The sequence below is a fragment of the Pseudomonas fluorescens genome (assembly GCF_030344995.1).
In the GTDB taxonomy this organism is placed as follows: Bacteria; Pseudomonadota; Gammaproteobacteria; order Pseudomonadales; family Pseudomonadaceae; genus Aquipseudomonas; species Aquipseudomonas fluorescens_BF.
The window spans coordinates 4,862,511-4,886,721 of the sequence record NZ_CP128260.1; the positions used below are offsets into that span (position 1 = coordinate 4,862,511).

Sequence of the window (24,211 nt, forward strand, 5' to 3'; positions counted from 1 at the left end):
ATCCTCCAGAAGCCGGTGACGGAAAACCGGCGAATGGCCGTAGGATGCAGCTTTTGCGCCATTTCCAGATCTTCGTCGATTGTTCGATCGTAATCGCGAGCAGGCTCGCTCCCACAGGAGTCAGCATTTACCTGTGGGAGCGAGCCTGCTCGCGATGAGGATTTTCAGCCGCCGATGATCTTCATGACGGTGGCGCCGCCGGAAAACGCGACTTCCTGCTTGTCGCCCAGCGCCTTGACCAGCAGTCGCTGCAACGCCGGCAGCGCCTCGTGACGCGGCTTGTCGAGCAGGTCACCGACGTAATGGCGGTTGCTCGACGACAGGCAGCCATGCAGCCATCCGGTGGACGACAGACGCAGGCGCGAGCAGGTTCGGCAGAACGGCACGCTTTCGTTGGCGATCACGCCGAAGCTGCCCAGACCGGGAATCGCATAGCGAACCGCCGTGGCGTCCACTGGCGCGTCGGTTTGCGCGTACTCGTAATGTTCGCCGATCAGGCTCAGCAGCTGTTGCAGGCTGACGAACTGTTGCAGGAAGGCGTTGGAATCAGTGGCCAGGTGGCCCATGCGCATCAGTTCGATGAAGCGCAGCTCAAAGCCGCGTTCGAGGCAGTAATCGAGCAGCGGCATCACCTGGTCGAGGTTCTGCCCGCGCAACGGCACCATGTTGACCTTGATCTTCATCCCCGCCGCGGCCGCCTGATCCATGCCATCCAGCACAGTGGCCAGATCGCCGCCACGGGCAATGCTGCGGAACGCGCCGGCGTCCAGGGTATCGAGGGAAACGTTGATGCGTCGCAGGCCGGCATCGACCAGCAGCGGGAGTTTTTTCGCCAGGAGCTGGCCGTTGGTGGTCAGGCTGATGTCTTCCAGGCCCATCTTGCCGACGGCGCTCATGAAAGATTCGAGTTTGGGACTGACCAGCGGCTCGCCGCCGGTGATGCGCAGACGCTCGATGCCGGCGGCTTCGATCAGATAAGCCACGCCACGTGCCATGGCCTCGGCCGACAATTCATCCTGCGCAGCCACCAGCCGCTTGCCGTTGGGCACGCAGTAGGTACAGGCGTAATTGCAGGCTGAAGTCAGACTGATCCGCAAATTGCGAAAACGCCTGCCTTGACGGTCAACGATCATGAAGCACTCCGGCGATGGAAAATCGAGCGGCTAAAACTTGACTCACAATTCAAGTTTTAGCAAGCCCTATGCCTGAGTATATTCCTGCGGTACTGCGCCATGTAGCGAAAAACACGGCGCATAAGGCGACTGAATGATTCAGCTGCTTGGGGTTTCAGGGTCGCGCTTGCGCTTGTTGCCCATGCGCACGCCGATATCCATCAGGAACTGGAAGAAACCTTCCTGATCCTCCAGCACATTGCTCCAGAACGGCGAGTGATAAAGCGCCACCGCGCCGTGCACCAGCGCCCAGGATGCGCAGTAGTGGAAGTACGGCGGCACGTCTTCGAGCTTGCCTTCGCTGATGCGGCCCTTGATGAGCAGCGTCAGGCGTTCGAAGTTGGAAGCACGGATCTTGTGCAGCTCCTCGACCATCTCCGGGACCTGATTGCCCTTGACCACCTTCTCTTCCAGGCGATCGAACAGGCGATAGCGCTGCGGGTCGCGCATGCGGAATTCAAAGTAGGCACGGGACAGGGCTTCCTTGTCCTTGTCGACATCGGCCGAGTGCAACAGCTCGTTCAAGTCGCGCTCGTAATCGAGCATCAGGCGCAGATAGATTTCGGCCTTGGACTTGAAGTGCTTGTAGATCGTGCCTTTGCCGATACCCACGGCATCAGCAATCATCTCGACGGTGACACTGTCTTCACCTTGTTCGAGGAACAGCTTGAGCGCGGTATCGAGAATTTCTTGCTCGCGGCGACGAAACTCACGGACCTTACGAGGTTCTTTGTGCATAAGAAAAGGTCTGTAGGGGTCAAAATTCGAAGCCGCGTATTATGCCTAACTTGCGCAAAAATGCACGGATCATCCGACCATATCTGTGTTTCTTGTTCATTTCACGAACGTTTCGGGGGGAATGAGAACATAACCGAAGCGAACGTATTCCAAATTTGTTTAAAAACCCCGGCCGGCCAACTGGACTCGGCGCCAGACTGATCAATACTTGAACTGTCGGGCGACATCTCCCCCAAGTGTCGCGCCGGTAAAGGTACCAAGGGACCGCGTGCCTTTGTTTTACTCCTAATGGTCTTAACCCGGATTCACCCCCCAGAACCCGGGTTTTTTTTGCCTGCGATTCAGGCTTTTACATGCGCCAGCGGAAACAGTCGCTTGAAGTTCTCGGTGGTCTGCTCGGCAAAACGCTCGTAGTTCTCGCCGCGCAGCATCGCCAGAAACTCTGCCACTTCCCGCACGTATTGCGGCAGGTTCGGCTTGCCGCGATACGGGATCGGCGCCAGGTATGGCGAATCGGTCTCCACCAGCAGGCGATCGGCCGGGACCTTGCTCGCCACATCGCGCAGCGCATCGGCATTGCGGAAGGTGACGATGCCCGACAGGGAAATGTAATAACCCATGTCCAGCGCTACCTTGGCCATGTCCCAGTCTTCGGTGAAGCAATGCAGCACACCGGCCTGGGGCAGCGCGGCTTCGCGCAACAACTCAAGCGTGTCGGCGCGGGCGCCGCGGGTGTGGATGATCACCGGTTTGCCGGTCTGCTGTGCGGCTTGCAGGTGCAGACGGAACGATTCCTGCTGCAACTCGGCGGCTTCCGGCTCGTAGTGATAGTCCAGACCGGTTTCGCCGATCGCCACCACTTTCGGGTGATTGAGCTCGTGCAGCAGCCAGTCCAGCGCCGGCGCCGCGCCCGGCTGCACATCCAGCGGATGCACGCCGACCGAACAATCGACGTCCTCATAGCGCTCGGCGAGGGCTTTGACGTCAGCCGCGTTGTCGGCGCTGACACCGATGCACAGGAAGTGCCCGACCCCGCGCTGCCGGGCCGCATCCAGCGCGGCATCCAGGGAACCGTCGTGAGCGGCAAGGTCGAGGCGATCAAGGTGACAATGGGAATCTACGAGCATAAAAAGGACTGCAACTTACATCGTATGAGTGGGACGGTCGGACTTCAAGGCTCCGGCCAGATGAGTTTCGATGCGACTGCGCGCGGTGTTGTCGCCATCGTTGAATTGCACGCCGACGCCGGCCGCGCGGTTGCCTTGGGCGCCTTTGGGGGTGATCCAGGCGACTTTGCCGGCCACCGGAATCTTCTCCGCCTCATCCATCAGGTTCAGCAGCATGAACACCTCGTCGCCCAACTTGTAGCTTTTGTTGGTCGGGATGAACAGGCCGCCGTTCTTGATGAACGGCATGTAGGCGGCGTAAAGGACCGACTTGTCCTTGATGGTCAGGGACAAGATGCCATTGCGCGGCCCCGGGCTGACGGGTTCATTCATGTTGACCTCCACTGCTGATGTTCAGAGTCTAGGTACACATTCTTATCTTTGGCCAGGCAAGCTCGCCCATTGCACCAGCAACGCTTCCAGCAGCAACGCCGCATTGAGGTTGGCCTTGCTCAGGACTTTCTGGCGCTGGGCGAGAATCCAGTCCTGGATATCCAGCACTTTAGGCTGGGCACTTTTCTGCGCCAGGTACTGCACGACTTTGCGCATGTCGGTCAGGCCGAGGCCTGCTTCATCCTGGGTCAATTGATAGCGCAGGATCAGGCTCGACCAGTCGCAGAACCAATCGAACAGGCGCAGCATCGGAATGTTTTTCCACTCCTCGGCCAACTGCGTCGGCGATTGCTGCTGTTTGAGCAGCTTCTTCACGCCTTCGACAACCTGCGCGCGCTGTTCACGCACGCCCTGCCCCTGCAACGTGACGGCGGCCAACGGCGAGCCGGCGGCCAGGGTCAACAATTCGACCCGTTCGTCTTCGGAACATTCCGGCAGTGCCTGAGCCAGCCATTGCAGGCTCACGGATTCGCTCGGCAGCGGACAGGCCTGCTGCACGCAGCGGCTCTTGATCGTCGGTAACAAGCGGCTCGGCTGGTGGCTGACCAGCAACAGCACGGTATCGCCGGACGGCTCTTCAAGGCTCTTGAGCAAGGCGTTGGCGGCGTTGATGTTCATCGACTCCACCGGCTCGATCAGCACCACCTTGCGCCCGCCCAGTTGCGCGGTCTGCACCACGAAACTGACCAGATCACGCACCTGGTCGACCTTGATCGCCTTGTCCGCTTCTTCCGGTTCGAGGATGTAATTGTCCGGGTGGCTGCCGGCCTTGAGCAGCAGGCAGGATTTGCACTCGCCGCAGGCTTCAGGCGTCGGACGCTGGCACAGCAGACTGGCCATCAGCCGCTCGGCCAGCGCGCGCTTGCCGATCCCGGCAGGACCATGCAGCAGATACGCATGAGCGTGCTGAGAACGTCCGGCCAATTGCTGCCAGAGGCTGTCCTGCCACGGATAGGCTTCAGCCACGGCTCAGCTCCAGCAGGTTCGGAATCAGGGTATCCAGCGATTGTTGAACCTTGGCCAACGGCTGACCGGCGTCGATCCGCACATAACGCGCCGGATCAGCCTCCGCGCGCTTGAGGAACGCATTGCGCACGGCCTCGAAAAACTCACGGCCTTCGAGCTCGAAACGATCCAGACGACCTCGGGCGCTGGCGCGAGCCAGACCGATTTCCACCGGCAGATCGAAAATCAGCGTCAGGTCGGGGCGCAGGTCGCCCTGCACGAAAGTTTCCAGCGCCGCGATGCGCTCCAGCGACAAGCCGCGACCGCCGCCCTGATAGGCGTAAGTCGAATCGGTGAAACGATCACACAGCACCACCGCGCCACGGGCCAGTGCCGGGCGAATGACTTCAGCCAGATGCTGGGCACGGGCGGCGAACACCAGCAGCAGTTCGGTGTCCGGGTTCATCACTTCGTCGACCGGGGCCAGCAACACCTCACGAATGCGCTCGGCCAGCGGCGTACCGCCGGGCTCGCGGGTCAGCACCACTTCGACACCGGCGGCGCGCAGGCGCTCGGCGAGGTATTCGCGGTTGGTGCTTTTGCCGGCGCCTTCCGGGCCTTCCAGGGTAATAAACAAGCCAGTCACAGGCAGTCCTTAATCAAAGTCATTGCGTGTTTTGGGGAGCGGAGGCTTCCGGTTCCGGCGTCGGCGCAGGCTCTTGAGCGGGCGGCTGCGGCAACGATTCCGGTGCGGTGTCGGGCGAGGCGGCAGGAATCGCCTCCTCGGCTGCCGGAGCGGACTCGGGCGCGGTCGCTGGCGCAGGGCTGGAACGGTAATCCGCGCGCCGCTTGAGCTGGTACTCGCGCACCGCGTTGTTGTGCGCATCCAGATCATCGGAGAAAACGTGACTGCCATCGCCACGGGCAACAAAGTAGAGGCTGGTGCCATCCACCGGATTGAGTGCGGCGTGAATGGCTTCACGTCCGACCATGGCAATCGGCGTCGGCGGCAGACCCGGAATCATGTACGTGTTGTACGGCGTGGCTTCCTTGAGATGGGCGCGGGTCAGTTTGCCGTTGTAGCGGTCACCCAGGCCGTAGATCACCGTCGGATCGGTCTGCAGCTGCATGCCCAGTGCCATGCGACGCACGAAGACGCCAGCAATCTGGCCACGCTCCTGAGGCACGCCGGTTTCCTTCTCTACCAGCGACGCCATGATCAGCGCCTGATAGGGCTCGGTGTAAGGCACGTCGGCGGAACGTTTTTCCCACTCTTTGGCCAGCACTTCGTCGAGGCGGTCGAAGGCCTTTTTCAACAGTTCGGTATCGGTCACACCGCGCACGAAGCGGTAAGTGTCGGGGAAGAAGCGCCCTTCAGGGAACAGGCCCTTGTGACCGATTTTGGCCATCACATCACTGTCGCTCAGACCGTTGAGGGTCTGCTCGATCTTTTCATCTTTGGCCAGCGCGGCGCGCACTTGATGGAAATTCCAGCCTTCGACCAGCGTCAGACTGTACTGAACCACATCGCCGCGCTTCCACAGATCGATCAGGCCGTTGACGGTCATGCCCGGCTGCATGCGGTATTCACCGCTGTGAATCGGCGTGCCGGCCAGATTGAAACGCCAATAGACCCGTAACCAGAACGCGTCTTTGATGACGCCATCGGCTTCGAGTCCAAGAAAAGTACGGGTCGGGGTGGATCCCTTGGGCACATCCAGCAGTTCTTCCTGCGTGATGTTCAGGGGCTGTTCCAGTGCCGAATGAATCTTCCAGGCGCTGGCGCCCAACAGCAGCCCTGCCAGAACCAGTCCGGTTTCCAGCAGCAGCAAAAGTTTACGTCTCACGAATCAGGCATCCAGTAGCGCGCGGGCAATGGTTTGCAGTTTACGGGTGAGCGGGCCAACCGGCCAGCTCAGAGCAGCACAGGCGCGTACCGGCCAGACGCCATACACGCTGTTGCAGACAAAGACTTCATCGGCCCATTGCAGCTGTTCGAGGGGGATGTCGGCGATTTGCACGGGAATGCCCAGGGACTCGGCCTGAAACAATATTTCTGCGCGCATCACACCGGCCACGCCGCAGCGTTTCAGGTCCGCCGTGATCAACACACCATCACGCACCATGAACAGATTGCTGAACACCCCCTCGATCACTCGGCCGGCCTGGTCGAGCATCAAACCTTCGGCATGTTCACTGTCCTGCCATTCGGCGCGGGCAATGACCTGTTCCAGTCGATTGAGGTGTTTGAGCCCGGCGAGCAACGGCTGCCTGGACAAACGGGTGCTGCACGGAAACAGGCGAACGCCCTGCTCGGCGTGGGTCGCTGGATAAGCGGCGGGAGGATTGCCTTGCAGAATGCGCCGGCCATGCGCCGAAGGATCCGGCGCATAACCGCGCAATCCGTCGCCACGGGTGAGAATGAGCTTGAGCACGCCCTCGCCCATCGCGGCGGCATAGGATTGCAGCTCATGACGAATCAGTTCGATGTCGGCTGCAATGGCCAGACGCGCACAGCCATCGGCCAGACGCGTCAGATGCCGATCCAGCAGCAACGGCTGACCGCTTCGAACGGCGATGGTCTCGAACAGACCGTCGCCGTAAGCCAGGCCGCGATCTTTCAGCGACAGAGCGTCAGCCGGCAGACCGTCGACCCAGCAGTCCATCAGCCGGCGAACCGACGGAACGCCAACGTGCCGTTGGTGCCGCCAAACCCGAACGAGTTGGACAGCACGACATCGATATCCATGTTGCGCGCGGTGTGCGGCACGAAATCGAGGTCGCAGCCTTCGTCCGGCTCATCGAGGTTGATGGTTGGCGGCGCCACCTGGCTGTTGATCGCCAGCACGCTGAAGATCGCCTCCACTGCGCCCGCCGCACCCAGCAGGTGACCGGTCATGGACTTGGTGGAGCTGACCGCCAGTTTGTAGGCGTGATCACCGAACACCGACTTGATCGCGTTGGCTTCAGCGAGGTCGCCGGCCGGCGTCGAAGTGCCGTGGGCGTTGATGTATTGCACTTGATCGACGTTGATCTTCGCATCGCGCAGCGCATTGGTGATGCAGCGCGCAGCACCGGCGCCGTCGGCAGGTGGCGAAGTCATGTGGAAGGCGTCGCCACTGGTGCCGAAACCGATCAGTTCGGCGTAGATGGTCGCACCACGGGCCTTGGCGTGCTCGAGCTCTTCGAGCACCAGGGCACCGGCGCCGTCGGACAGCACGAAGCCGTCACGGCCCTTGTCCCAGGGACGGCTGGCGCGGGTCGGCTCGTCGTTGCGGGTCGACAGCGCACGGGAAGCACCGAAGCCGCCCATGCCCAGACCGCACGCGGCCATCTCGGCACCGCCGGCGATCATCACGTCGGCTTCGTCGTACATGATGTTGCGCGCCGCCATGCCGATGCAGTGCGTACCGGTAGTACACGCTGTGGCGATGGCGTAGTTAGGCCCCTGTGCACCCAGGTGGATGGACAGGAAACCGGAAATCATATTGATGATCGAGCCAGGCACAAAGAACGGAGAAATCCGGCGCGGGCCAGTCTCGTGCAGGGTGCGGCTGGTTTCTTCGATGTTGGTCAGACCGCCGATACCCGAACCCATGGCCACGCCAATCCGTTCACGGTTGGCATCGGTGACTTCCAGACCGGCATTGCGTACGGCTTGAAAGCCGGCCGCCAGACCGTACTGAATGAACAGGTCGAGCTTGCGCGCTTCCTTGACCGACAGGTATCCCTCGACATTGAAGCCCTTTACCGAGCCGCCAAAGCGGGTGGAATAGGCAGAAAGGTCGGTGTGTTCGATCAGACCAATGCCACTGCGGCCAGCCAGAATGCCCTGCCAACTGCTCGGCACATCCGTGCCCAGTGGCGACAACATACCCATACCGGTGACTACGACGCGTCTACGCGACACAGCACTCTCCTTTTTCAAATGACGACTTTGCATCAGGCCTAAAGAAAAAACCGCACGCCATGATGGCAGTGCGGTTTTTCCATGACAGCAAGCAACGATTACAAACTATTACGCCTGGTGGCTAGTAACGTAGTCGATTGCAGCTTGTACAGTAGTGATCTTCTCAGCTTCTTCGTCAGGGATTTCGGTCTCGAATTCCTCTTCCAGAGCCATCACCAGCTCAACGGTGTCAAGGGAGTCGGCACCCAGGTCTTCTACGAAGGAAGCGGTGTTGACCACTTCTTCTTCTTTAACACCCAGTTGCTCGGCAACGATTTTCTTGACGCGCTCTTCGATGGTGCTCATACCTTGTTTTCACTCCTAATGGACAAATTCAGGCAGCTGGCCAGTGGGTAAGTGTATAGAAAGACTTTTCAGCTTTTCAACTGAAAGCTTCACTCCTCAAACCCTGCAGCCCTCTGCCTATAAATAGATTGCAGCTTTATAACGGATTTTAGACAGCTCGTATGACATTTTTTTGAAGCAATCCGTCACATTTGAATTACATGTACATCCCGCCGTTAACCGGGATTGTAGCCCCGGTCACGTATGCCGCACCGTCGGATGCTAGAAAAGCGACCACGGACGCGATCTCTTGAGCTTGTCCCAGACGGCCCAGCGGAATCTGCGTCTGCAAGGCTTCACGCTGTGCTTCAGGCAGCTCGCGAGTCATATCGGTGTCGATGAACCCTGGGGTTACCGAGTTGACCGTAATCGAACGCGAACCGACTTCACGCGCCATGGCACGGCTGAAACCTTCCAGACCGGCCTTGGCGGCTGCATAGTTTACTTGGCCAGCGTTGCCCATGGCACCCACCACCGAGCCAATACTGATAATTCGGCCCCAACGCGCCTTGGTCATACCACGCAGAACGCCCTTGGACAGGCGATACAGACTGTTCAGGTTGGTATCGATCACGTCGTACCACTCGTCGTCTTTCATGCGCATCATCAGGTTATCGCGGGTGATGCCGGCATTGTTGACCAGAATCGCCACCGGCGCACCGAACTGCTCCTGAATGCTTGCCAACACTGCACTGACCGATTCGTCGCTGGTGACGTTCAGTTCGAAACCTGCGCCCTGAATGCCGTTTTCCTTCAGGGTCGCAGCAATACGCTCGGCGCCCGAAGCGGAAGTCGCGGTGCCAACAACGATGGCGCCCTGACGACCCAGTTCCAGCGCGATAGCCTGGCCGATGCCACGGCTTGCGCCGGTGACCAGTGCAACTTTACCTTGCAGACTCATGCAAGCTTCTCCTGATTCAGACAGCCGCTGCACGGGCAGCAGCGAAAGCGTCTGGGGTATTGAGGTTGGAAGTCGAAACGCCTTCGGCGCAACGTTTGTTCAGACCGGCCAGCACCTTGCCAGGGCCGCACTCGACCAGATTGGTCGCGCCTTTGGCGGCCAGGGTCTGTACGGACTCGACCCAACGGACCGGCTTGTAGAGTTGCTCCAGCAGATCACGCTTGAGGGTTTCCAGATCCGCCGGCACCTGAGCGCTGACGTTCTGTACCACAGGGATCTGCGGCGCCTGCCAGTCGATGGCAGCGATGGATTCGGCGAAGCGCTCGGCAGCCGGACGCATCAGCTCGCAGTGCGACGGCACGCTGACCGGCAGCGGCATGGCACGCTTGGCGCCACGAGCCTTGCAGCCTTCGATGGCGCGCTCAACGGCAGCCTTGGCACCGGCGATCACCACCTGGCCCGGGGAGTTGAAGTTCACCGCGCTGACCACTTCGCCTTGCGCTGCTTCAGCACAGGCAGCGAGAACGTCGGCATCTTCCAGACCGAGGATGGCAGCCATGCCACCCTGCCCGGCCGGAACGGCCTCCTGCATCAACTGGCCACGGCGCTCGACGAGCTTTACCGCGTCCGCCAGGCTCAAGCTGCCGGCAGCGACCAGCGCGCTGTATTCACCCAGGCTGTGACCGGCAACGAAGGCCGGACGCGCACCACCTTCCGCCAGCCACAGACGCCACAGGGCGATCGAAGCGGTCAGAATGGCCGGTTGGGTTTTGTCGGTTTGATTAAGCAGCTCTTCCGGGCCCTGCTGGGTCAGCGCCCACAGGTCATAGCCCAGAGCATCGGATGCTTCTTTGAAGGTTTCGAGGATCAGTGGATGTTGCGCGCCCAGCTCGGCCAGCATGCCGAGGGACTGCGAACCCTGTCCTGGAAAGACGAATGCGAGGGAAGCAGACATGTAACAAGCCCCTAATGATCTTGTCGTCGGAAAAATGGCATCCCGCTAGAGGGACGCAAGAAACTGACAGTTGGATGGCCCTTTGAACCGGGCGGTCACATTTAAGCATTGTCCGACGAAAACGCCTAAGACAACAAATCCTCCAGACGGCCGTGCAGGCGTTCGGGGAGATTCTCCTGAATCTCGATCAGCGCTCGCTGAATCGCACTCTGAAACCCCTGAACCCCGGCTGAACCGTGACTTTTCACGACAATCCCCTGCAAACCGAGGAAGCTTGCGCCATTGTGTCGCGCAGGCGCCAGATCAGCCTGCAGACGCTTCATCAATGGCAGCGCCAGAGCGCCAACAGCGCGGGAGGCCAGATTTTTCTTGAACAAGGCTTCAATGCGCGCAGCGATCATCGTCGCCAGGCCTTCGCTGGACTTGAGCAGGATATTGCCGACGAAACCATCGCAAACCACTACGTCCGCCTCGCCCCGATACAAGCCGTCGCCTTCGATGAAACCGATGTAATTAATGCCTCGGGCCGCTTGCAACAAGGTTGCAGCCAGCTTGACCTGCTGATTGCCCTTGATGTCTTCGGTGCCGATATTCAGCAACGCGACGCGCGGACGGGCAATGCCCAGGGTTTGCGCCGCCACGGAACCCATCACGGCGAACTGCAACAAGTGCTCGGCGCTGCAATCAACGTTGGCGCCCAGATCGAGCAGCTGACAGTAGCCCTTCTGGGTAGGGATCGCGGCGACCATGGCCGGACGATCAATTCCCGGCAGAGTCTTGAGCACAAATCGCGACAGGGCCATCAACGCACCGGTATTGCCTGCACTGACACAAGCCTGAACCTTGCCATCACGCAACAATTCGAGGGCGACACGCATCGACGAGTCCGGCTTTCCACGCAGGGCCTGAGCAGGTTTTTCGTCCATGGTGATGACTTCGGACGCCGGAACAATCGTCAGGCGCGCGCGATCGGCAGCCGATTGGCCGGTGATCAATTCTTCAAGAAGGGAGGGTTGACCGACGAGGGTCAGGTGCAGCGAGGGTGTAGCAGAAAGGCAAGCAAGGCTGGCCTGAACAATGCTGCGGGGACCGAAGTCCCCGCCCATTGCGTCAATCGCGATGACTTGAGCGGACAAGTGATTACTCGTCAGCGCCCTTGTCGATCACTTTACGGCCACGGTATACGCCTTCTGGCGATACGTGGTGACGCAGGTGAACTTCACCAGTGGTTTTTTCTACAGACAGGGTGCTAGCCTCGAGAGCGTCGTGCGAACGGCGCATGTCACGGGCAGAGCGGGATTTTTTGTTCTGCTGAACAGCCATAATTGATTAACTCCTAAACGTTTGGGTCACGCTTTAACTGCGCCAATACACTGAACGGGTTGGACCGCGTTACCTCGTCCTCGCTCGGTTCGGGCTCATCTGCTCCCGCCGGCTGCTGGCATTCTTCCGGATGATGAGCAGGCACAATGGGCAAGGCGAGCAGAAGCTCCTCCTCGATCAGTGACTGCAGATCCAATGGATCTTCGCCCAGTTCCAGCACGTCATAACCTTTCGGTAACGACTGGGTATTCGCACCCTCCTTCACTACAGCGTAACTGCATTCGCTGTGGATCGGCAGGGTGACCAGCTCAAGACAACGCTGGCAAACCATTTTGACTTCGGTGTCGATAAAGCTGTGGATTACCACAGATTTACGTTCATCTCGTTCAAAAACGAATTTTGCCTGCACCGTACCGACATCGTCGGAAAGCGGGTCGCAGAGTCTCTTCAAATCGGCCAGCAGCAGTTCACCTTGAAGGGTGGTGCCACGGTCAGCCAATTTGCGCGGGTCAACGTGAGGTGGAATCGGGTCATTCAACATAGGCGCAGCATTATAGGGATGCACCCACCCATGTCAAAGGAAATTGTGCCCTGTCCGTCACTTGCGCGGCTCCGCTAGAATCTGTCGCCTGCCTCTGGAGATGCGAATGCTGCCTTTATTACTCGCTTCAAGCTCGACCTATCGTCGGGAATTGCTCAGCCGCCTGCGCCTGCCGTTCGTCTGCAGCTCGCCGGATATCGATGAAAGCCATCGCCCGGACGAGTCGGCAATAGAGTTGGTCAAACGCCTCGCCGAACAAAAGGCCCGAGCCCTGGCCGACAGCCACCCTGCTCACCTGATCATCGGTTCCGACCAGGTTGCCGTACTCGGCAAGCGCATCATCGGCAAGCCGCACACCTTCGAAAACGCTCGCGACCAACTGATGGCCGCCAGCGGCGCCAGCGTGACCTTCCTCACCGGCCTGGCCCTGCTCAACAGCCAGACCGGCCACTGCCAGGTCGACTGCGTGCCTTTCACCGTGCACATGCGCGCACTGGACCAGGCCCGCGTCGAGCGCTACCTGCACGCCGAGCAACCCTACGACTGCGCCGGCAGCTTCAAGGCCGAAGGACTGGGGGTGAGCCTGTTTCAATCCACCGAAGGCCCCGACGCTACCAGCCTGATCGGCCTCCCACTGATTCGCCTGATCGACATGTTGCTGGTCGAAGGCGTACAGATTCCCTGACCCACAAAAAACCGGCCCTCAGGCCGGTTTTTTTTGCAGCAATCGATCAGCGCAACGACGGACCGTTGAAACCCATCCACATTGCCAGCTTCTCGGCAACGCTGGCACCGAGCTTCTTCGAGAAGCGGTCGAACGGCGATTCCTGAACGGTGAAGTCCACCAGTTCCTTTTCGCCAATCACGTCACGCGCCACCGAGCTGGCATTACCCAACCCATCGATCAACCCCAGCGGCAATGCCTGCTCGCCAGACCAGACCAACCCGGAGAACAGCTCCGGATGATCCTTGTCTTTCAAGCGATCGCCACGCCCCTGCTTGACGCTGTTGATGAACTGCTTGTGCGTGGTATCGAGCACGCTCTGCCAGAACGCTGTCTCTTCCGGCTTCTGCGGCTGGAACGGGTCGAGGAACGCCTTGTGCTCGCCGGAAGTGTAAGTGCGACGCTCGACGCCAAGCTTCTCCATGGTGCCGACAAACCCGTAACCGGCCGCCGTCACACCAATGGAACCTACCAGACTCGCCTTGTCGGCGTAGATCTGATCAGCAGCACTGGCGATGTAGTAAGCACCGGAAGCGCCCAGATCGGAGATCACCGCGTACAACTTGGTATCCGGATGCAGGCCGCGCAGGCGCTTAATCTCGTCATACACATAACCCGACTGCACCGGACTGCCGCCCGGACTGTTGATGCGCAGGATCACGCCCTTGACCTTCTTGTCCTCGAACGCCGCCCGCAGGCTGCCGACGATATTGTCGGCGCTGGCAGGCTCTTTATCGGCAATCATGCCGGTGACGTCGATCAGCGCGGTGTAGTTGGAGCTGCGCGTAGCGCTTTTCTCCATATCCATCAACGGCGTGAACAGAATCAGCGCAACAAACAGATAAACAAACGTCAACAGCTTGAAGAAGATGCCCCAGCGGCGCGACCGGCGCTGTTCCTGCACGCCAGCCAGCAGAGTCTTTTCCAGCAGCTTCCAGCTTTTCGCGTCACCGTCGTCAGCAGTTGCCTTGGCCGGTGCTTTCCATTCGTCGGTCATCCCATCCACCCCAGCAAAAACGTATTAAGCCTGCTTCCCCAGCCAGGTATGCAATTCGGAAAAATGGTCAATCGACAGTCGCGGTTCGAACTGCTGCAGCGATTCGATCGACTGCGCGCCATAACTGACCGCCACCGAATCCATCCCCGCATTGCGCGCCATCAACAGATCGAAGGACGAGTCACCGACCATCAGCGCTTGTTCGGCACGTACGCCGCAATGCGCAAGGATCTGTTCCAGCATCAGAGGGTGCGGCTTGCTTGCAGTTTCATCGGCAGCGCGGGTGATATCGAAATAATCTTCCCAGCCATTGGCCTTGAGCACTCGATCCAGCCCGCGACGGTTCTTGCCGGTCGCGACAGCCAGGTGATAGCCCTGCTCGCGAAACGATGCCATCGACTCGACGACGCCTTCGAACAACGGCGAAGGCACGGCTTCTGCAGCGATGTAGTGATCCGCGTAATACTCGCGGAACAAGGTCATTTCCGCATCGCTGATTTCCGGATACAAGGTGCGGATCGCTTCGGGCAAGCCCAGACCGATGATGCCTTTGACGGCAAAGTCATCACGCAACTCGAAACCCGAACGCCCGGACGCCGAGTGCATCGCCTCGACAATCCGATGAATGGAATCGGCCAAAGTGCCGTCCCAATCGAAAATCAGCAGTTTGTAATCAGATGGGCGCACTCAATCGCTCCACAGTCTTGGCCCACATTTCATCGACCGGCGCCTGCAACTTGAGTTCACCGCCATCGGGCAGGGGCACGGTCAGCATGTAGGCGTGCAGGAACAGGCGCTTGCCGCCCAGATCACGGATTTCCTTACTGAAACTGTCATCGCCGTATTTGGTGTCACCGGCAATGCAGTGCCCGGCGTGCAACGTATGGACGCGGATCTGGTGCGTGCGACCGGTGATCGGCTTGGCTTCGATCAAAGTGGCAAAATCGCCAAAGCGACGCAGGACCTTGAACACGGTCACCGACTCCTTGCCCTCCTCCTCGTCGACCTCGACCATGCGCTCACCGGAGCGCAGATTGCTCTTGCCGAGCGCCGCCCGGACTTGCTTGATCGAGGTCGCCCAGTTGCCGCGAACCAGTGCCATGTAGCGCTTGTCGACTCCGTCACCGCGCAACGCGGCATGCAAGTGGCGCAACATGCTGCGTTTTTTGGCGATCATCAGCAGCCCGGAGGTGTCGCGATCGAGACGGTGGACCAGCTCGAGCTCCTTGGCATCCGGACGCAACTGACGAAAGGCTTCGATAACGCCGTAATTCAGGCCGCTGCCACCGTGAACCGCAATGCCGGCGGGCTTGTTGATCACGATCAGGGCCTTGTCTTCGTAGACAATCGAGGCTTCCAGGCGCTGCAACAAGCCTTGGGCCAAAGGCACCGGCTCATCACGCTCAGGCACGCGAACCGGCGGCACGCGCACGATATCGCCGGCCTGCAGCTTGTATTCGGGCTTGATCCGACCTTTGTTCACCCGCACTTCGCCTTTGCGCAAAATGCGATAAATCAAGGTCTTGGGCACGCCTTTGAGCCGGGCGAGGAGAAAATTGTCGATTCGTTGGCCGGCATATTCCGGCGAGACCTCAAGCAGTTGAACGCCTGGAGTCGTAGGGGCAGTAGTCGTCATGGCGCGGATAATAACAATTTTTTATGGAATTGAAGCACTTAATCATTGCTGCTATAGTCGCGAACGCCGCCAAAAGCGGCCTGGACAGCGGAACCACGGTCAAAAACCGGCCCTGACCAACGCAATTCACCAGGACGCGAGGCCGTCCTACGGGGCTTTTGCTACGTAACGGTGGAGTTTGCAGCTGTAACAAGCGCAGGTGACATGAGGCCTGAATCACGCCGCAAAGCAGAGTTTTCACTCGCCACGCGAGCCATATTCACGGCCAGTTCACAAAGTGCAGTCAGCCGCGGATGACCCCGAGCGAAGACTCCGGAAACACCGCCTGAATTAGCCATGATGCGTGACCTCCCCTTTCGGAGCTCACGGTAAATGCCAACCCGCTGCGGATTCTGCGCGCGGCAGCACCCGAATTATCAGGGATACGTGTAGGGTGGAGATGCACAACCGCTGGACTGTGTAGCAACAGGTTTTATCAAGACGCTTCATCTCGTCCACAGCCACCGGTTGATTCCTCCTCCTGACTGAGTGCTTAAGTAGCCACAGCAAGCAGGACGCGTACGTCGCGATAACGGCCCAATTGGCCGGACATCGCTGGACACGGGAATGGCCAACCACTCCCGACGCACCTGACACCGACCGTGAGAAGTCGTGTGTGCCGAACGCCGTTTCCGGCAGCCCGGAAACCGACGGTACTACATGAAAAGAATGCTGATTAACGCAACTCAACCCGAAGAGTTGCGTGTTGCACTGGTAGATGGCCAGCGCCTCTACGACCTGGACATCGAATCCGGTGCACGCGAGCAGAAAAAGGCCAACATCTATAAAGGCCGCATCACTCGCATCGAACCAAGCCTTGAGGCTGCCTTTGTCGATTTCGGCTCCGAGCGCCACGGCTTCCTGCCCCTCAAAGAAATCTCCCGCGAATACTTCAAGAAAGCCCCTGAAGGCCGCGTCAACATCAAGGACGTCCTGAGCGAAGGCCAGGAAGTCATCGTTCAGGTCGAAAAAGAAGAACGTGGCAACAAGGGCGCAGCCCTGACCACCTTCATCAGCCTGGCCGGTCGTTACCTCGTTCTGATGCCGAACAACCCGCGTGCCGGCGGCATCTCCCGTCGCATCGAAGGCGAAGAGCGCAACGAACTGCGTGAAGCGCTGAACGGTCTGGTCGCTCCAGCCGACATGGGTCTGATCGTGCGCACTGCAGGCCTTGGCCGCAGCAGCGAAGAAATGCAGTGGGACCTCGATTACCTGCTGCAACTCTGGACCGCCATCAAGGAAGCCTCGCTGGATCGTTCCGCGCCGTTCCTGATCTACCAGGAAAGCAACGTGATCATCCGCGCCATCCGCGATTACCTGCGCCAGGACATCGGCGAAGTGCTGATCGACAGCGTTGAAGCCCAGGACGAAGCCCTGACCTTCATCCGCCAGGTGATGCCGCAGTACGCGAGCAAGATCAAGCTGTACGAAGACAGCGTTCCGCTGTTCAACCGTTTCCAGATCGAAAGCCAGATCGAAACCGCTTTCCAGCGCGTCGTCGAACTGCCTTCCGGCGGCTCCATCGTCATCGATCCGACCGAAGCCCTGGTGTCCATCGACATCAACTCGGCCCGCGCCACCAAAGGCAGCGACATCGAAGAAACCGCCCTGCAGACCAACCTTGAAGCGGCTGAAGAAATCGCCCGTCAGTTGCGCCTGCGCGACATCGGCGGCCTGATCGTCATCGACTTCATCGACATGACCCCTGCCAAGAACCAGCGCGCCGTGGAAGAGAAAGTCCGCGAATGCCTGGAAGCCGACCGCGCCCGTGTGCAGATCGGTCGCATCTCGCGCTTCGGCCTGCTGGAAATGTCCCGTCAGCGCCTGCGTCCTTCGCTGGGCGAAAGCAGCGGCATCGTCTGCCCGCGCTGCAGCGGCACCGGTATCATCCGTGACGTCGAATCGCTGTCCCTGGCGATCCTGCGCCTGATCGAAGAAGAAGCCCTGAAAGACCGCACCGCCGAAGTTCGCGCACAAGTGCCGATCCCGGTGGCCGCGTTCCTGCTCAACGAAAAACGCAACTCGATCACCAAGATCGAACTGCGCACCCGCGCCCGCATCGTCATCCTGCCGAACGATCACCTCGAAACTCCGCATTTCGAAGTTCAACGCCTGCGTGATGACAGCCCGGAAGCCGCGACCAACCAGTCCAGCTACGAAATCGCTGCCGCTGCCGCCGATGTCGAAGACGTCCAGCCAGCCGCCGCGACCCGCACCCTGGTTCGCCAGGAAGCCGCCGTCAAGACTGCTCCGGCCCGCGCCAACGCTCCGGTTCCGACCGAAGCCGCCGCTCCGGCCCCGGCACCTGCTCCGGTTGCCGCGCCAGAGCCAAGCCTGTTCAAAGGCCTGGTGAAGTCGCTGGTCAGTCTGTTCGCCACCAAGGAAGAGCCTGTTGCTCCGGTTGTGGTTGAAAAACCAGCCACCGAGCGTCCGGCCCGCAACGAAGAGCGTCGCAACGGTCGTCAGCAGAGCCGCAACCGTAACGGTCGCCGCGATGAAGAACGCAAGCCGCGCGAAGAACGTGCACCGCGTGAAGAGCGCGCCCCACGTGAGCCGCGTGAAGAGCGTCAGCCGCGCGAACCACGTGAAGTCCGCGAGCCACGCGAATCCCGTGACGAAGCACCGGCAGCCCGCGAAGAGCGTGCACCACGCGCTCCTCGTGAAGAGCGTGCACCACGCGCTCCGCGTGAAGACCGCAAGCCACGTGGCGAGCGTGAAGAACGCGTACGTGAACTGCGCGAGCCTCTGGATGCCGCTCCGGCCGTTGCTGCTGCCGCCACCGCTGAAGAGCGTCCGGCTCGTCAGCCACGTGAAGAACGTGCGCCACGTCCTCCGCGTGAAGAGCGTCAACCGCGTGCCGAACAAGCCGCTGCTGCCGTAGCTGAAGAAGAAGTGAACACCAACGAAGAGCAACTGCCGGAAGACGGTTCGGAGAACGCCGAAGGCGATCGTCCACGCCGCCGCTCCCGTGGTCAGCGTCGTCGCAGCAACCGTCGCGAGCGTCAGCGTGATGCCAACGGCAACGTGATCGAAGGTTCGGAAGAGTCCGAGTCCGGCGAAAACGCTCAAGCGCCAAGCACTGCCGATCTGGCCGCTGGTCTGGCTGTTACCGCTGCTGTTGCCAGCACCGTGATCAGCGCTCCAGCTGAAGCTCAGGCCAACGAGCAAGCCGAACGCGCCACCGCTGCAACCCTGGAAACTGCTCCAGTAGAAGCGCCGGTCGTTGAAGCAACCACTCCGGTAGAAGTAGCTGCTGCTCCGGAAGTCGAAGTGGCTCCGGTTCGCGAAGCTCAGCCTCAGGTTGAAGCGGCTGCCGAACCAGCGGCGACCTTCGAAGCACCGGCCGTAGTTGAAGAGTCGGTTGTCGAAACCGTCGCTGAAACCGTGACCGAAACCGTGCGTGAAGTTCGCGAAGAACAAACCGCTTTCAACTGGGTATCCGAGCCGGCTGTCGCTGAAACACCAGCGCCAGTGGTTGAAGCGCCGGTTGTTGAAGAAGCCAAGGCTGCCGAGCCGGTGGTGATTGCTGAACCGACTCCTGTCGTTGAAGCACCAGTCGTCGAAGCGCCAGTGGTCGCCGAAGCACCTGCTCCGGTAGTTGAAGCGGCTCCAGTCGTCGCGCCGGTCAGCGCCCTGACTCCAAGCGGCCGTGCGCCGAACGACCCGCGTGAAGTGCGTCGTCGCAAGCGTGAAGAAGAGCGTCTGCAGAAGGAAGCCGAACTGGCTGCCGCCGCTGCTGCTCCAGCTGCCGAAGTGGTCGAGGCAGCTCCTGCCCCGGTCGCCGAAGAAGTTGCCGTTGAAGCCGTGATTGCCGAAGCACCACGCTCCGTTCAGGAAGCAGTCGAGCAACACGAAGAGGCTCAGGAAAAAGAACACGAGCCTAAACCCCTCGTCTGATTCCAAACGCCAATAAAAAGCCCCGCCTGGTAATCCAGGCGGGGCTTTTTTATATCTCAAGGTTTTATCAGGACGGCGGGAAGACCAACGCGTCGGGCACATCGATATCCCACAACACGCCTGGATCATCCACCGCGACTTCAACCACCCGCCCTTGGGCAAACAACGGTCGCGCGCCCCGGTCACCGGACAAGGCCATCAGCCCCGCTGCAAACGAGCGACCAAACCCGACCGGATGCCCATAGTCACTGTTCAACGTCGGCACGCTGACCGCATCCTCGGCAATCGCCGCCACGATCCGCTCAATGCTCGACGGCAGGATGAACGGCATATCCCCCAGCACAATCAGCCATCCATCGGCATCCGGGCACGCTGCCACACCCGCCGCGATGCTGTCGCCCATTCCCGTGGATTCGATCAAGACAATGTCACACCCATAAGCCTGCGCCATGCGCATCGCCTGCGGGCGCGCCTCGGTCGTCACCAGCACTCGCTTCTCGAGACTCGCCGGCAGATTCACCAGCACTTGCTCGATCACCGAACGCACCGCGCCATCGCGCCCGGTGCAATCGGCCAGCAGCTTGTCCTTGTCAGCGCCTGCCACTTCGCGAAAGCGGCTGCCCTCGCCCGCCGCCAGCACAATCACTCCGATGGTTCGGCTCATACACTCTCCACTGTTTTCTTCTGCTTGAGCTCGACACCATTCTTGATCGCGACGATTTCCGCCAACAGCGACAAGGCAATTTCCGCCGGGGAATGGCTGCCAATATGCAAACCGATCGGCCCGTGCAAACGGGCGATGGCTGCTTCTGACAAGCCTAGCTCAGCGAGATTTTCCCGGCGCTTGATGCTGTTGACCCGAGAGCCGAGCGCACCGACATAGAACGCTTTGGAGTCGAGCGCCGTGAGCAGCGCCATGTCGTCCAGACGTGGATCGTGAGTCAGCGCGACAATCGCCGTGCGTTCATCGGTCTGGATATTCAGCACCGCCTCGTCCGGCATGCCGGGGACAAACCGCCCATGCTGCTCTTCCCAGCCATAGACGAACTCGGTACGCGGATCACAGATCAGCACTTCGAAATCCAGCAGCCGCGCCATCTCAGCCACGTACCGCGACAATTGCCCCGCGCCGATCAACAGCAGACGCCAGCGCGGACCGTAAATGGCACGCAGGGTCTGGCCGTCGAAGCTCAAGGTGTCGGTCTTGCCGGCGGGTCGCAACACCACTTCGCCAGTGCCGATGTTCAGTTCGCGCGCGACAATTTCATGAGCCTCGCAGCGGGCCAGCAACTCGGCGACCCACGCCGGATCGCCGACCCGCTCCTCGGTCAGGCGCAAGGTGCCGCCGCAAGGCAGGCCGAAGCGCGCGGCTTCTTCCTGCGTCACGCCGTAGGTGATCAACTGCACCGGCGGCCCGTTGGCGGGAATCCGCCCATCGTGCAGCCGGGCGATCAGATCATCTTCGACGCAACCGCCGGACACAGAACCGATCACCACGCCATCCTCACGCAGCCCCAACATCGCGCCGGGCGCCCGGGGCGCGGTGCCCCAGGTCTGCACCACGCTGAACAACACTACCCGCTGCCCGGCGCGGCGCCATTCGAGCACGCTGCGCAGGACATTGAGATCGGCGCTGTCCATCACGCTTGCGCCTTTTGCCAGCCCTGCAACTGGTAACGCACCGGCAGGTTGCGAATGCGCTGACCGGTGGCGGCGAAGATCGCGTTGCACAGCGCCGGCGCAATCGGCGGCACGCCCGGCTCACCGACACCGCCCAATGGCACCTCGCCCGGCGGCGTCACCAGATGTACCGCGACTTCCTTCGGCGCCAGCGACATCCGCGCCACTTCATACATATGGAAGTTGTCCTGCTGCACCTTGCCGTCCTTGAAGCTGATTTCGCCCCATACGGCGTTGCCCAGGCCCATCACGCAGGCGCCTTCGAACTGCGAGCGGATCCGCTCGGGGTTGATCTGCGGGCCGCAATCCACGGCGATATCGGCCTTGTGCACGATCAGCGTGCCATCGTCCTTGACCTCGACTTCGATCACCGCCGCCACGTAGGTGACGAAGCTGTAATGCACGGCCAACCCGAGACCACGACCCTTGGGCAACTGACGCCCCCAACCCGCCGCCTTGGCCGCCGTTTCCAGTACGGTGCGCATGCGTCCGGTGTCGATCGGATAACGCTCGGGAGATTCGCCGTAGTTCCATTCTTCACTGAGCGTGCGCGGATCAATCTGCCGATCCGGGCCGAGCAGCCTGATCTGGTACTTGAGCGGATCTTCCTTGGCCCTGTGCGCCAGTTCGTCGACAAAGCTCTGGATTGCGAAACCATGGGGAATGTTCGACACCGAGCGATACCAGCCGACCCGCGTATGCACCGTGGCTTCAGGGTTTTCCAGGCGCACGTTGGGAATCGCGTAGGCCATGTTGGTAAAGCCCATGCCCAGCTCGAACGCGGCTTCGTGATTCATGCCCGGCGCAAACAGCGCAGTGATGCTCGGCGCCACCGTACGGTGCAGCCAGGCGGACGGCAAACCGTCCTTGCCGACGCCGGCCTTGAGGTATTCGGCGGATACGGTGTGGAAATACGAGTTGTGGATGTCGTCCTCCCGGGTCCACTGCACACGCACTGCCTTGCCAGGAAATTCCTTGGCGAGCACGGCCGCTTCAACGACGAAGTCCGGTTTGGACTTACGGCCGAAACCACCGCCCAACAGCGTGACATTGAAGGTCACGTTATCGAACGGCAGCCCCAGGCGTTCGGCGATCCGCTCGCGGGTGACCTGCGGCGCCTGGCTCGGTGCCCACGCCTCGCAGGTGCCATCCTTGTAACGGGCGATGGCGACCATCGGCTCCATCGGTGCCTGAGCCAGATGCGGCAAGTAATAAGAGGCTTCCAGGGTGCTGGCGGCACTGCCGATGGCTTTGTCGATGTCACCGTTATTGCGCACCACTTTGCCCGGCTTCAGCGAAGCGGCTTCGATCTCCTTGCGATAGGCGACCGAGTCATAAGTGGCGTTCGGGCCATCGTCCCATTCGATTTTCAGTGCCTCGCGGCCCTTCAATGCAGCCCAGGTATTGGCGGCCACTACCGCTACGCCGCCCAACGGCTGGAATTCCGAAGGCAATGGCCGGGGTTCGATCTGGATGACTTTGAGGACGCCCGGCACTTTCAGCGCGGCGCTGTCGTCCACCGACTTGACCTTGCCGCCGTACACCGCCGGACGCGCGATGACCGCAAACAGCATGCCGTCGAAATGCACGTCGGCGCCGTACACCGCGCGGCCATTGACGATATCGGCACCGTCGATGGCCTTGGTGCCTTCCTTGCCGATGTAGCGGAATTCCGACGGCTGCTTGAGCCGCAGGCTGTCACGAGCCGGCACCGTCAGCGCACTGGCTGCAGCGGCCAACTCACCGTAACCCAGCTCGCGCCCGGACGGTGTGTGAATGACTTTATGCAGTTGCGCGCGACATTCGCCGACCGGCACCTTCCACTGCGCAGCGGCAGCCTGCTCCAGCATGGTCCGCGCCGCAGCGCCGCAACGGCGCATCGGTTCGTACCAGTGACGCATGCTGCGCGAGCCGTCGGTGTCCTGGTTGCCGAAGCGCACTTCATCACCCGGCGCCTGCTGAACTTTGACGTGCGCCCAGTCGGCTTCCAGTTCATCGGCGACCACCATGGTCAGGCTGGTGCGCACGCCCTGGCCCATTTCCGAACGGTTGCAGACCACAGTCACTGTGCCGTCGGCGGCAATGCTGACGTAAACCTTCGGATCGTCGATCCAGCCGTTGGGCATGCCATCGGCGCCGAACTGTTTTGGCTTGTCTTCGGCCAGCGCATCCTGCCAGCCCCAACTCGCCGCCAGCACCAACGCACCGGTGGCGCCGACGCCCTTTAGAAAGCCCCGGCGACTCAGGTTGCTCAGGGCAAAATCGTTCGGTAGACGGCTCATGCCTTGGCCTCCTTCAGGTGAGTGGATGCCTGACGGATTGCGGTCTTGATCCGGTTGTAGGTGCCGCAGCGGCAGATGTTGCCGACCATCGCTTCTTCGATCTGCTCGTCGCTCGGGTTCGGGTTGGTCTTGAGCAACGCGGTGGCGGACATGATCTGCCCGCCCTGGCAGTAACCGCATTGGGCCACAGCCGTGTCGAGCCAGGCTTGCTGGACGATCTGGCCGACCGGGTCGGCATGCAGGTTGTCGATGGTGGTCACGTTCTGCCCGACCACCGAACCGATCGGGGTGATGCAACTGCGCGCCGGCGCGCCGTCGATATGAATGGTGCACGCACCGCACAGGCCCATGCCGCAGCCGAACTTGGTGCCGTTGTAACCGGCGACGTCACGGATTGCCCACAACAGCGGCATGTCCTCGGTGACATCGAGTGGATGGTCTTGACCATTAAGTTTCAGGGTAATCATGGGCACGCCCGCATATTCATGGAGGTTATGGGGTCGAGCCATCTGCCACCGCAGGGACGGT

24 protein-coding genes are annotated in these 24,211 nt (G+C 60.7%); 2 read left to right on the forward strand and 22 right to left on the reverse strand.

Annotated features, from left to right (window positions below; genetic code table 11):
- Nucleotides 1-164: 164 nt before the first annotated feature.
- From QR290_RS21700 to QR290_RS21770, 15 genes are all read right to left on the reverse strand, one after another.
- Nucleotides 165-1,133: a GTP 3',8-cyclase MoaA gene (locus tag QR290_RS21700; protein WP_289203588.1), complete on the reverse strand. Its 969-nt coding sequence runs from the start codon at nt 1,131-1,133 to the stop codon at nt 165-167.
- A 138-nt stretch (nt 1,134-1,271) separates the two neighbouring features.
- Complete coding sequence (locus QR290_RS21705; RefSeq protein WP_007950805.1) at nt 1,272-1,910, reverse strand: TetR/AcrR family transcriptional regulator; 639 nt, start codon at nt 1,908-1,910, stop codon at nt 1,272-1,274.
- A gap of 341 nt (nt 1,911-2,251) precedes the next feature.
- Entirely contained in the window at nt 2,252-3,037 is a 786-nt protein-coding gene (locus QR290_RS21710; RefSeq protein WP_289203589.1) for a TatD family hydrolase, read from the reverse strand.
- Between the two features lie 15 nt (nt 3,038-3,052).
- The gene (locus QR290_RS21715) at nt 3,053-3,409 is read right to left on the reverse strand and encodes a PilZ domain-containing protein (protein WP_007950801.1); all 357 of its coding nucleotides are present in this window, start codon (nt 3,407-3,409) and stop codon (nt 3,053-3,055) included.
- A 42-nt stretch (nt 3,410-3,451) separates the two neighbouring features.
- A complete protein-coding gene (locus QR290_RS21720; protein ID WP_289203590.1) occupies nt 3,452-4,435 on the reverse strand; it encodes a DNA polymerase III subunit delta' in 984 nt (327 codons plus the stop codon).
- Entirely contained in the window at nt 4,428-5,060 is a 633-nt protein-coding gene (gene tmk / locus QR290_RS21725) for a dTMP kinase (RefSeq protein WP_289203591.1), read from the reverse strand. Before tmk ends, QR290_RS21720 begins: the two co-directional genes overlap by 8 nt.
- A gap of 19 nt (nt 5,061-5,079) precedes the next feature.
- Nucleotides 5,080-6,261 (reverse strand): endolytic transglycosylase MltG, encoded by a 1,182-nt coding sequence (mltG, locus tag QR290_RS21730; protein WP_289203592.1) that lies wholly within the window; start codon nt 6,259-6,261, stop codon nt 5,080-5,082.
- 3 nt (nt 6,262-6,264) lie between these two features.
- Nucleotides 6,265-7,080, reverse strand: a complete 816-nt coding sequence (pabC, locus tag QR290_RS21735) for an aminodeoxychorismate lyase (protein ID WP_289203593.1) — start codon at nt 7,078-7,080, stop codon at nt 6,265-6,267.
- Nucleotides 7,080-8,324 carry a beta-ketoacyl-ACP synthase II gene (gene fabF / locus QR290_RS21740; protein WP_289203594.1) on the reverse strand — a complete coding sequence of 415 codons (1,245 nt, stop codon included), beginning with the start codon at nt 8,322-8,324 and terminating at the stop codon, nt 7,080-7,082. The genes pabC and fabF overlap by 1 nt, the downstream gene beginning before the upstream one ends.
- Nucleotides 8,325-8,432: 108 nt before the next feature.
- Nucleotides 8,433-8,669, reverse strand: coding sequence for an acyl carrier protein (gene acpP, locus QR290_RS21745; protein WP_003175607.1), 237 nt, complete (start codon nt 8,667-8,669; stop codon nt 8,433-8,435).
- 196 nt (nt 8,670-8,865) lie between these two features.
- Nucleotides 8,866-9,609: a 3-oxoacyl-ACP reductase FabG gene (gene fabG / locus QR290_RS21750; protein WP_065257231.1), complete on the reverse strand. Its 744-nt coding sequence runs from the start codon at nt 9,607-9,609 to the stop codon at nt 8,866-8,868.
- A 16-nt stretch (nt 9,610-9,625) separates the two neighbouring features.
- A complete protein-coding gene (gene fabD / locus QR290_RS21755; RefSeq protein ID WP_007950787.1) occupies nt 9,626-10,564 on the reverse strand; it encodes an ACP S-malonyltransferase in 939 nt (312 codons plus the stop codon).
- 125 nt (nt 10,565-10,689) lie between these two features.
- Entirely contained in the window at nt 10,690-11,700 is a 1,011-nt protein-coding gene (plsX, locus tag QR290_RS21760; protein ID WP_074688106.1) for a phosphate acyltransferase PlsX, read from the reverse strand.
- Nucleotides 11,701-11,704: 4 nt separating this feature from the next.
- Complete coding sequence (gene rpmF / locus QR290_RS21765; protein WP_003179396.1) at nt 11,705-11,887, reverse strand: 50S ribosomal protein L32; 183 nt, start codon at nt 11,885-11,887, stop codon at nt 11,705-11,707.
- Between the two features lie 13 nt (nt 11,888-11,900).
- On the reverse strand, nt 11,901-12,428 hold the full coding sequence (locus tag QR290_RS21770) for a YceD family protein (protein ID WP_003204262.1): 528 nt from the start codon (nt 12,426-12,428) through the stop codon (nt 11,901-11,903).
- Between the two features lie 106 nt (nt 12,429-12,534).
- On the opposite strand from QR290_RS21770, the gene QR290_RS21775 reads away from it, so the two are divergent.
- Nucleotides 12,535-13,113 carry a Maf family protein gene (locus QR290_RS21775; protein ID WP_289203595.1) on the forward strand — a complete coding sequence of 193 codons (579 nt, stop codon included), beginning with the start codon at nt 12,535-12,537 and terminating at the stop codon, nt 13,111-13,113.
- Between the two features lie 46 nt (nt 13,114-13,159).
- On the opposite strand, the gene sppA is transcribed toward QR290_RS21775, so the two are convergent.
- Genes sppA through rluC form a run of 3 tightly spaced genes read right to left on the reverse strand, consistent with a single transcriptional unit; the run spans nt 13,160 to nt 15,785 of the window.
- Nucleotides 13,160-14,149, reverse strand: coding sequence for a signal peptide peptidase SppA (sppA, locus tag QR290_RS21780; protein ID WP_262161323.1), 990 nt, complete (start codon nt 14,147-14,149; stop codon nt 13,160-13,162).
- A 24-nt stretch (nt 14,150-14,173) separates the two neighbouring features.
- Complete coding sequence (locus QR290_RS21785) at nt 14,174-14,836, reverse strand: HAD-IA family hydrolase (RefSeq protein WP_289203596.1); 663 nt, start codon at nt 14,834-14,836, stop codon at nt 14,174-14,176.
- Nucleotides 14,823-15,785: a 23S rRNA pseudouridine(955/2504/2580) synthase RluC gene (rluC, locus tag QR290_RS21790; RefSeq protein ID WP_085696997.1), complete on the reverse strand. Its 963-nt coding sequence runs from the start codon at nt 15,783-15,785 to the stop codon at nt 14,823-14,825. Before rluC ends, QR290_RS21785 begins: the two co-directional genes overlap by 14 nt.
- 699 nt (nt 15,786-16,484) lie before the next feature.
- On the opposite strand from rluC, the gene rne reads away from it, so the two are divergent.
- A complete protein-coding gene (gene rne, locus QR290_RS21795) occupies nt 16,485-19,721 on the forward strand; it encodes a ribonuclease E (RefSeq protein ID WP_289203597.1) in 3,237 nt (1,078 codons plus the stop codon).
- A 67-nt stretch (nt 19,722-19,788) separates the two neighbouring features.
- On the opposite strand, the gene QR290_RS21800 is transcribed toward rne, so the two are convergent.
- Genes QR290_RS21800 through QR290_RS21815 form a run of 4 tightly spaced genes read right to left on the reverse strand, consistent with a single transcriptional unit; the run spans nt 19,789 to nt 24,150 of the window.
- Nucleotides 19,789-20,385 (reverse strand): nucleotidyltransferase family protein, encoded by a 597-nt coding sequence (locus QR290_RS21800; protein ID WP_115078852.1) that lies wholly within the window; start codon nt 20,383-20,385, stop codon nt 19,789-19,791.
- Entirely contained in the window at nt 20,382-21,362 is a 981-nt protein-coding gene (locus QR290_RS21805; RefSeq protein WP_115078853.1) for an XdhC family protein, read from the reverse strand. Before QR290_RS21805 ends, QR290_RS21800 begins: the two co-directional genes overlap by 4 nt.
- Nucleotides 21,362-23,683: a xanthine dehydrogenase family protein molybdopterin-binding subunit gene (locus QR290_RS21810; RefSeq protein WP_289203598.1), complete on the reverse strand. Its 2,322-nt coding sequence runs from the start codon at nt 23,681-23,683 to the stop codon at nt 21,362-21,364. The genes QR290_RS21805 and QR290_RS21810 overlap by 1 nt, the downstream gene beginning before the upstream one ends.
- On the reverse strand, nt 23,680-24,150 hold the full coding sequence (locus QR290_RS21815) for a (2Fe-2S)-binding protein (protein ID WP_039770687.1): 471 nt from the start codon (nt 24,148-24,150) through the stop codon (nt 23,680-23,682). The genes QR290_RS21810 and QR290_RS21815 overlap by 4 nt, the downstream gene beginning before the upstream one ends.
- Nucleotides 24,151-24,211: the final 61 nt, after the last annotated feature.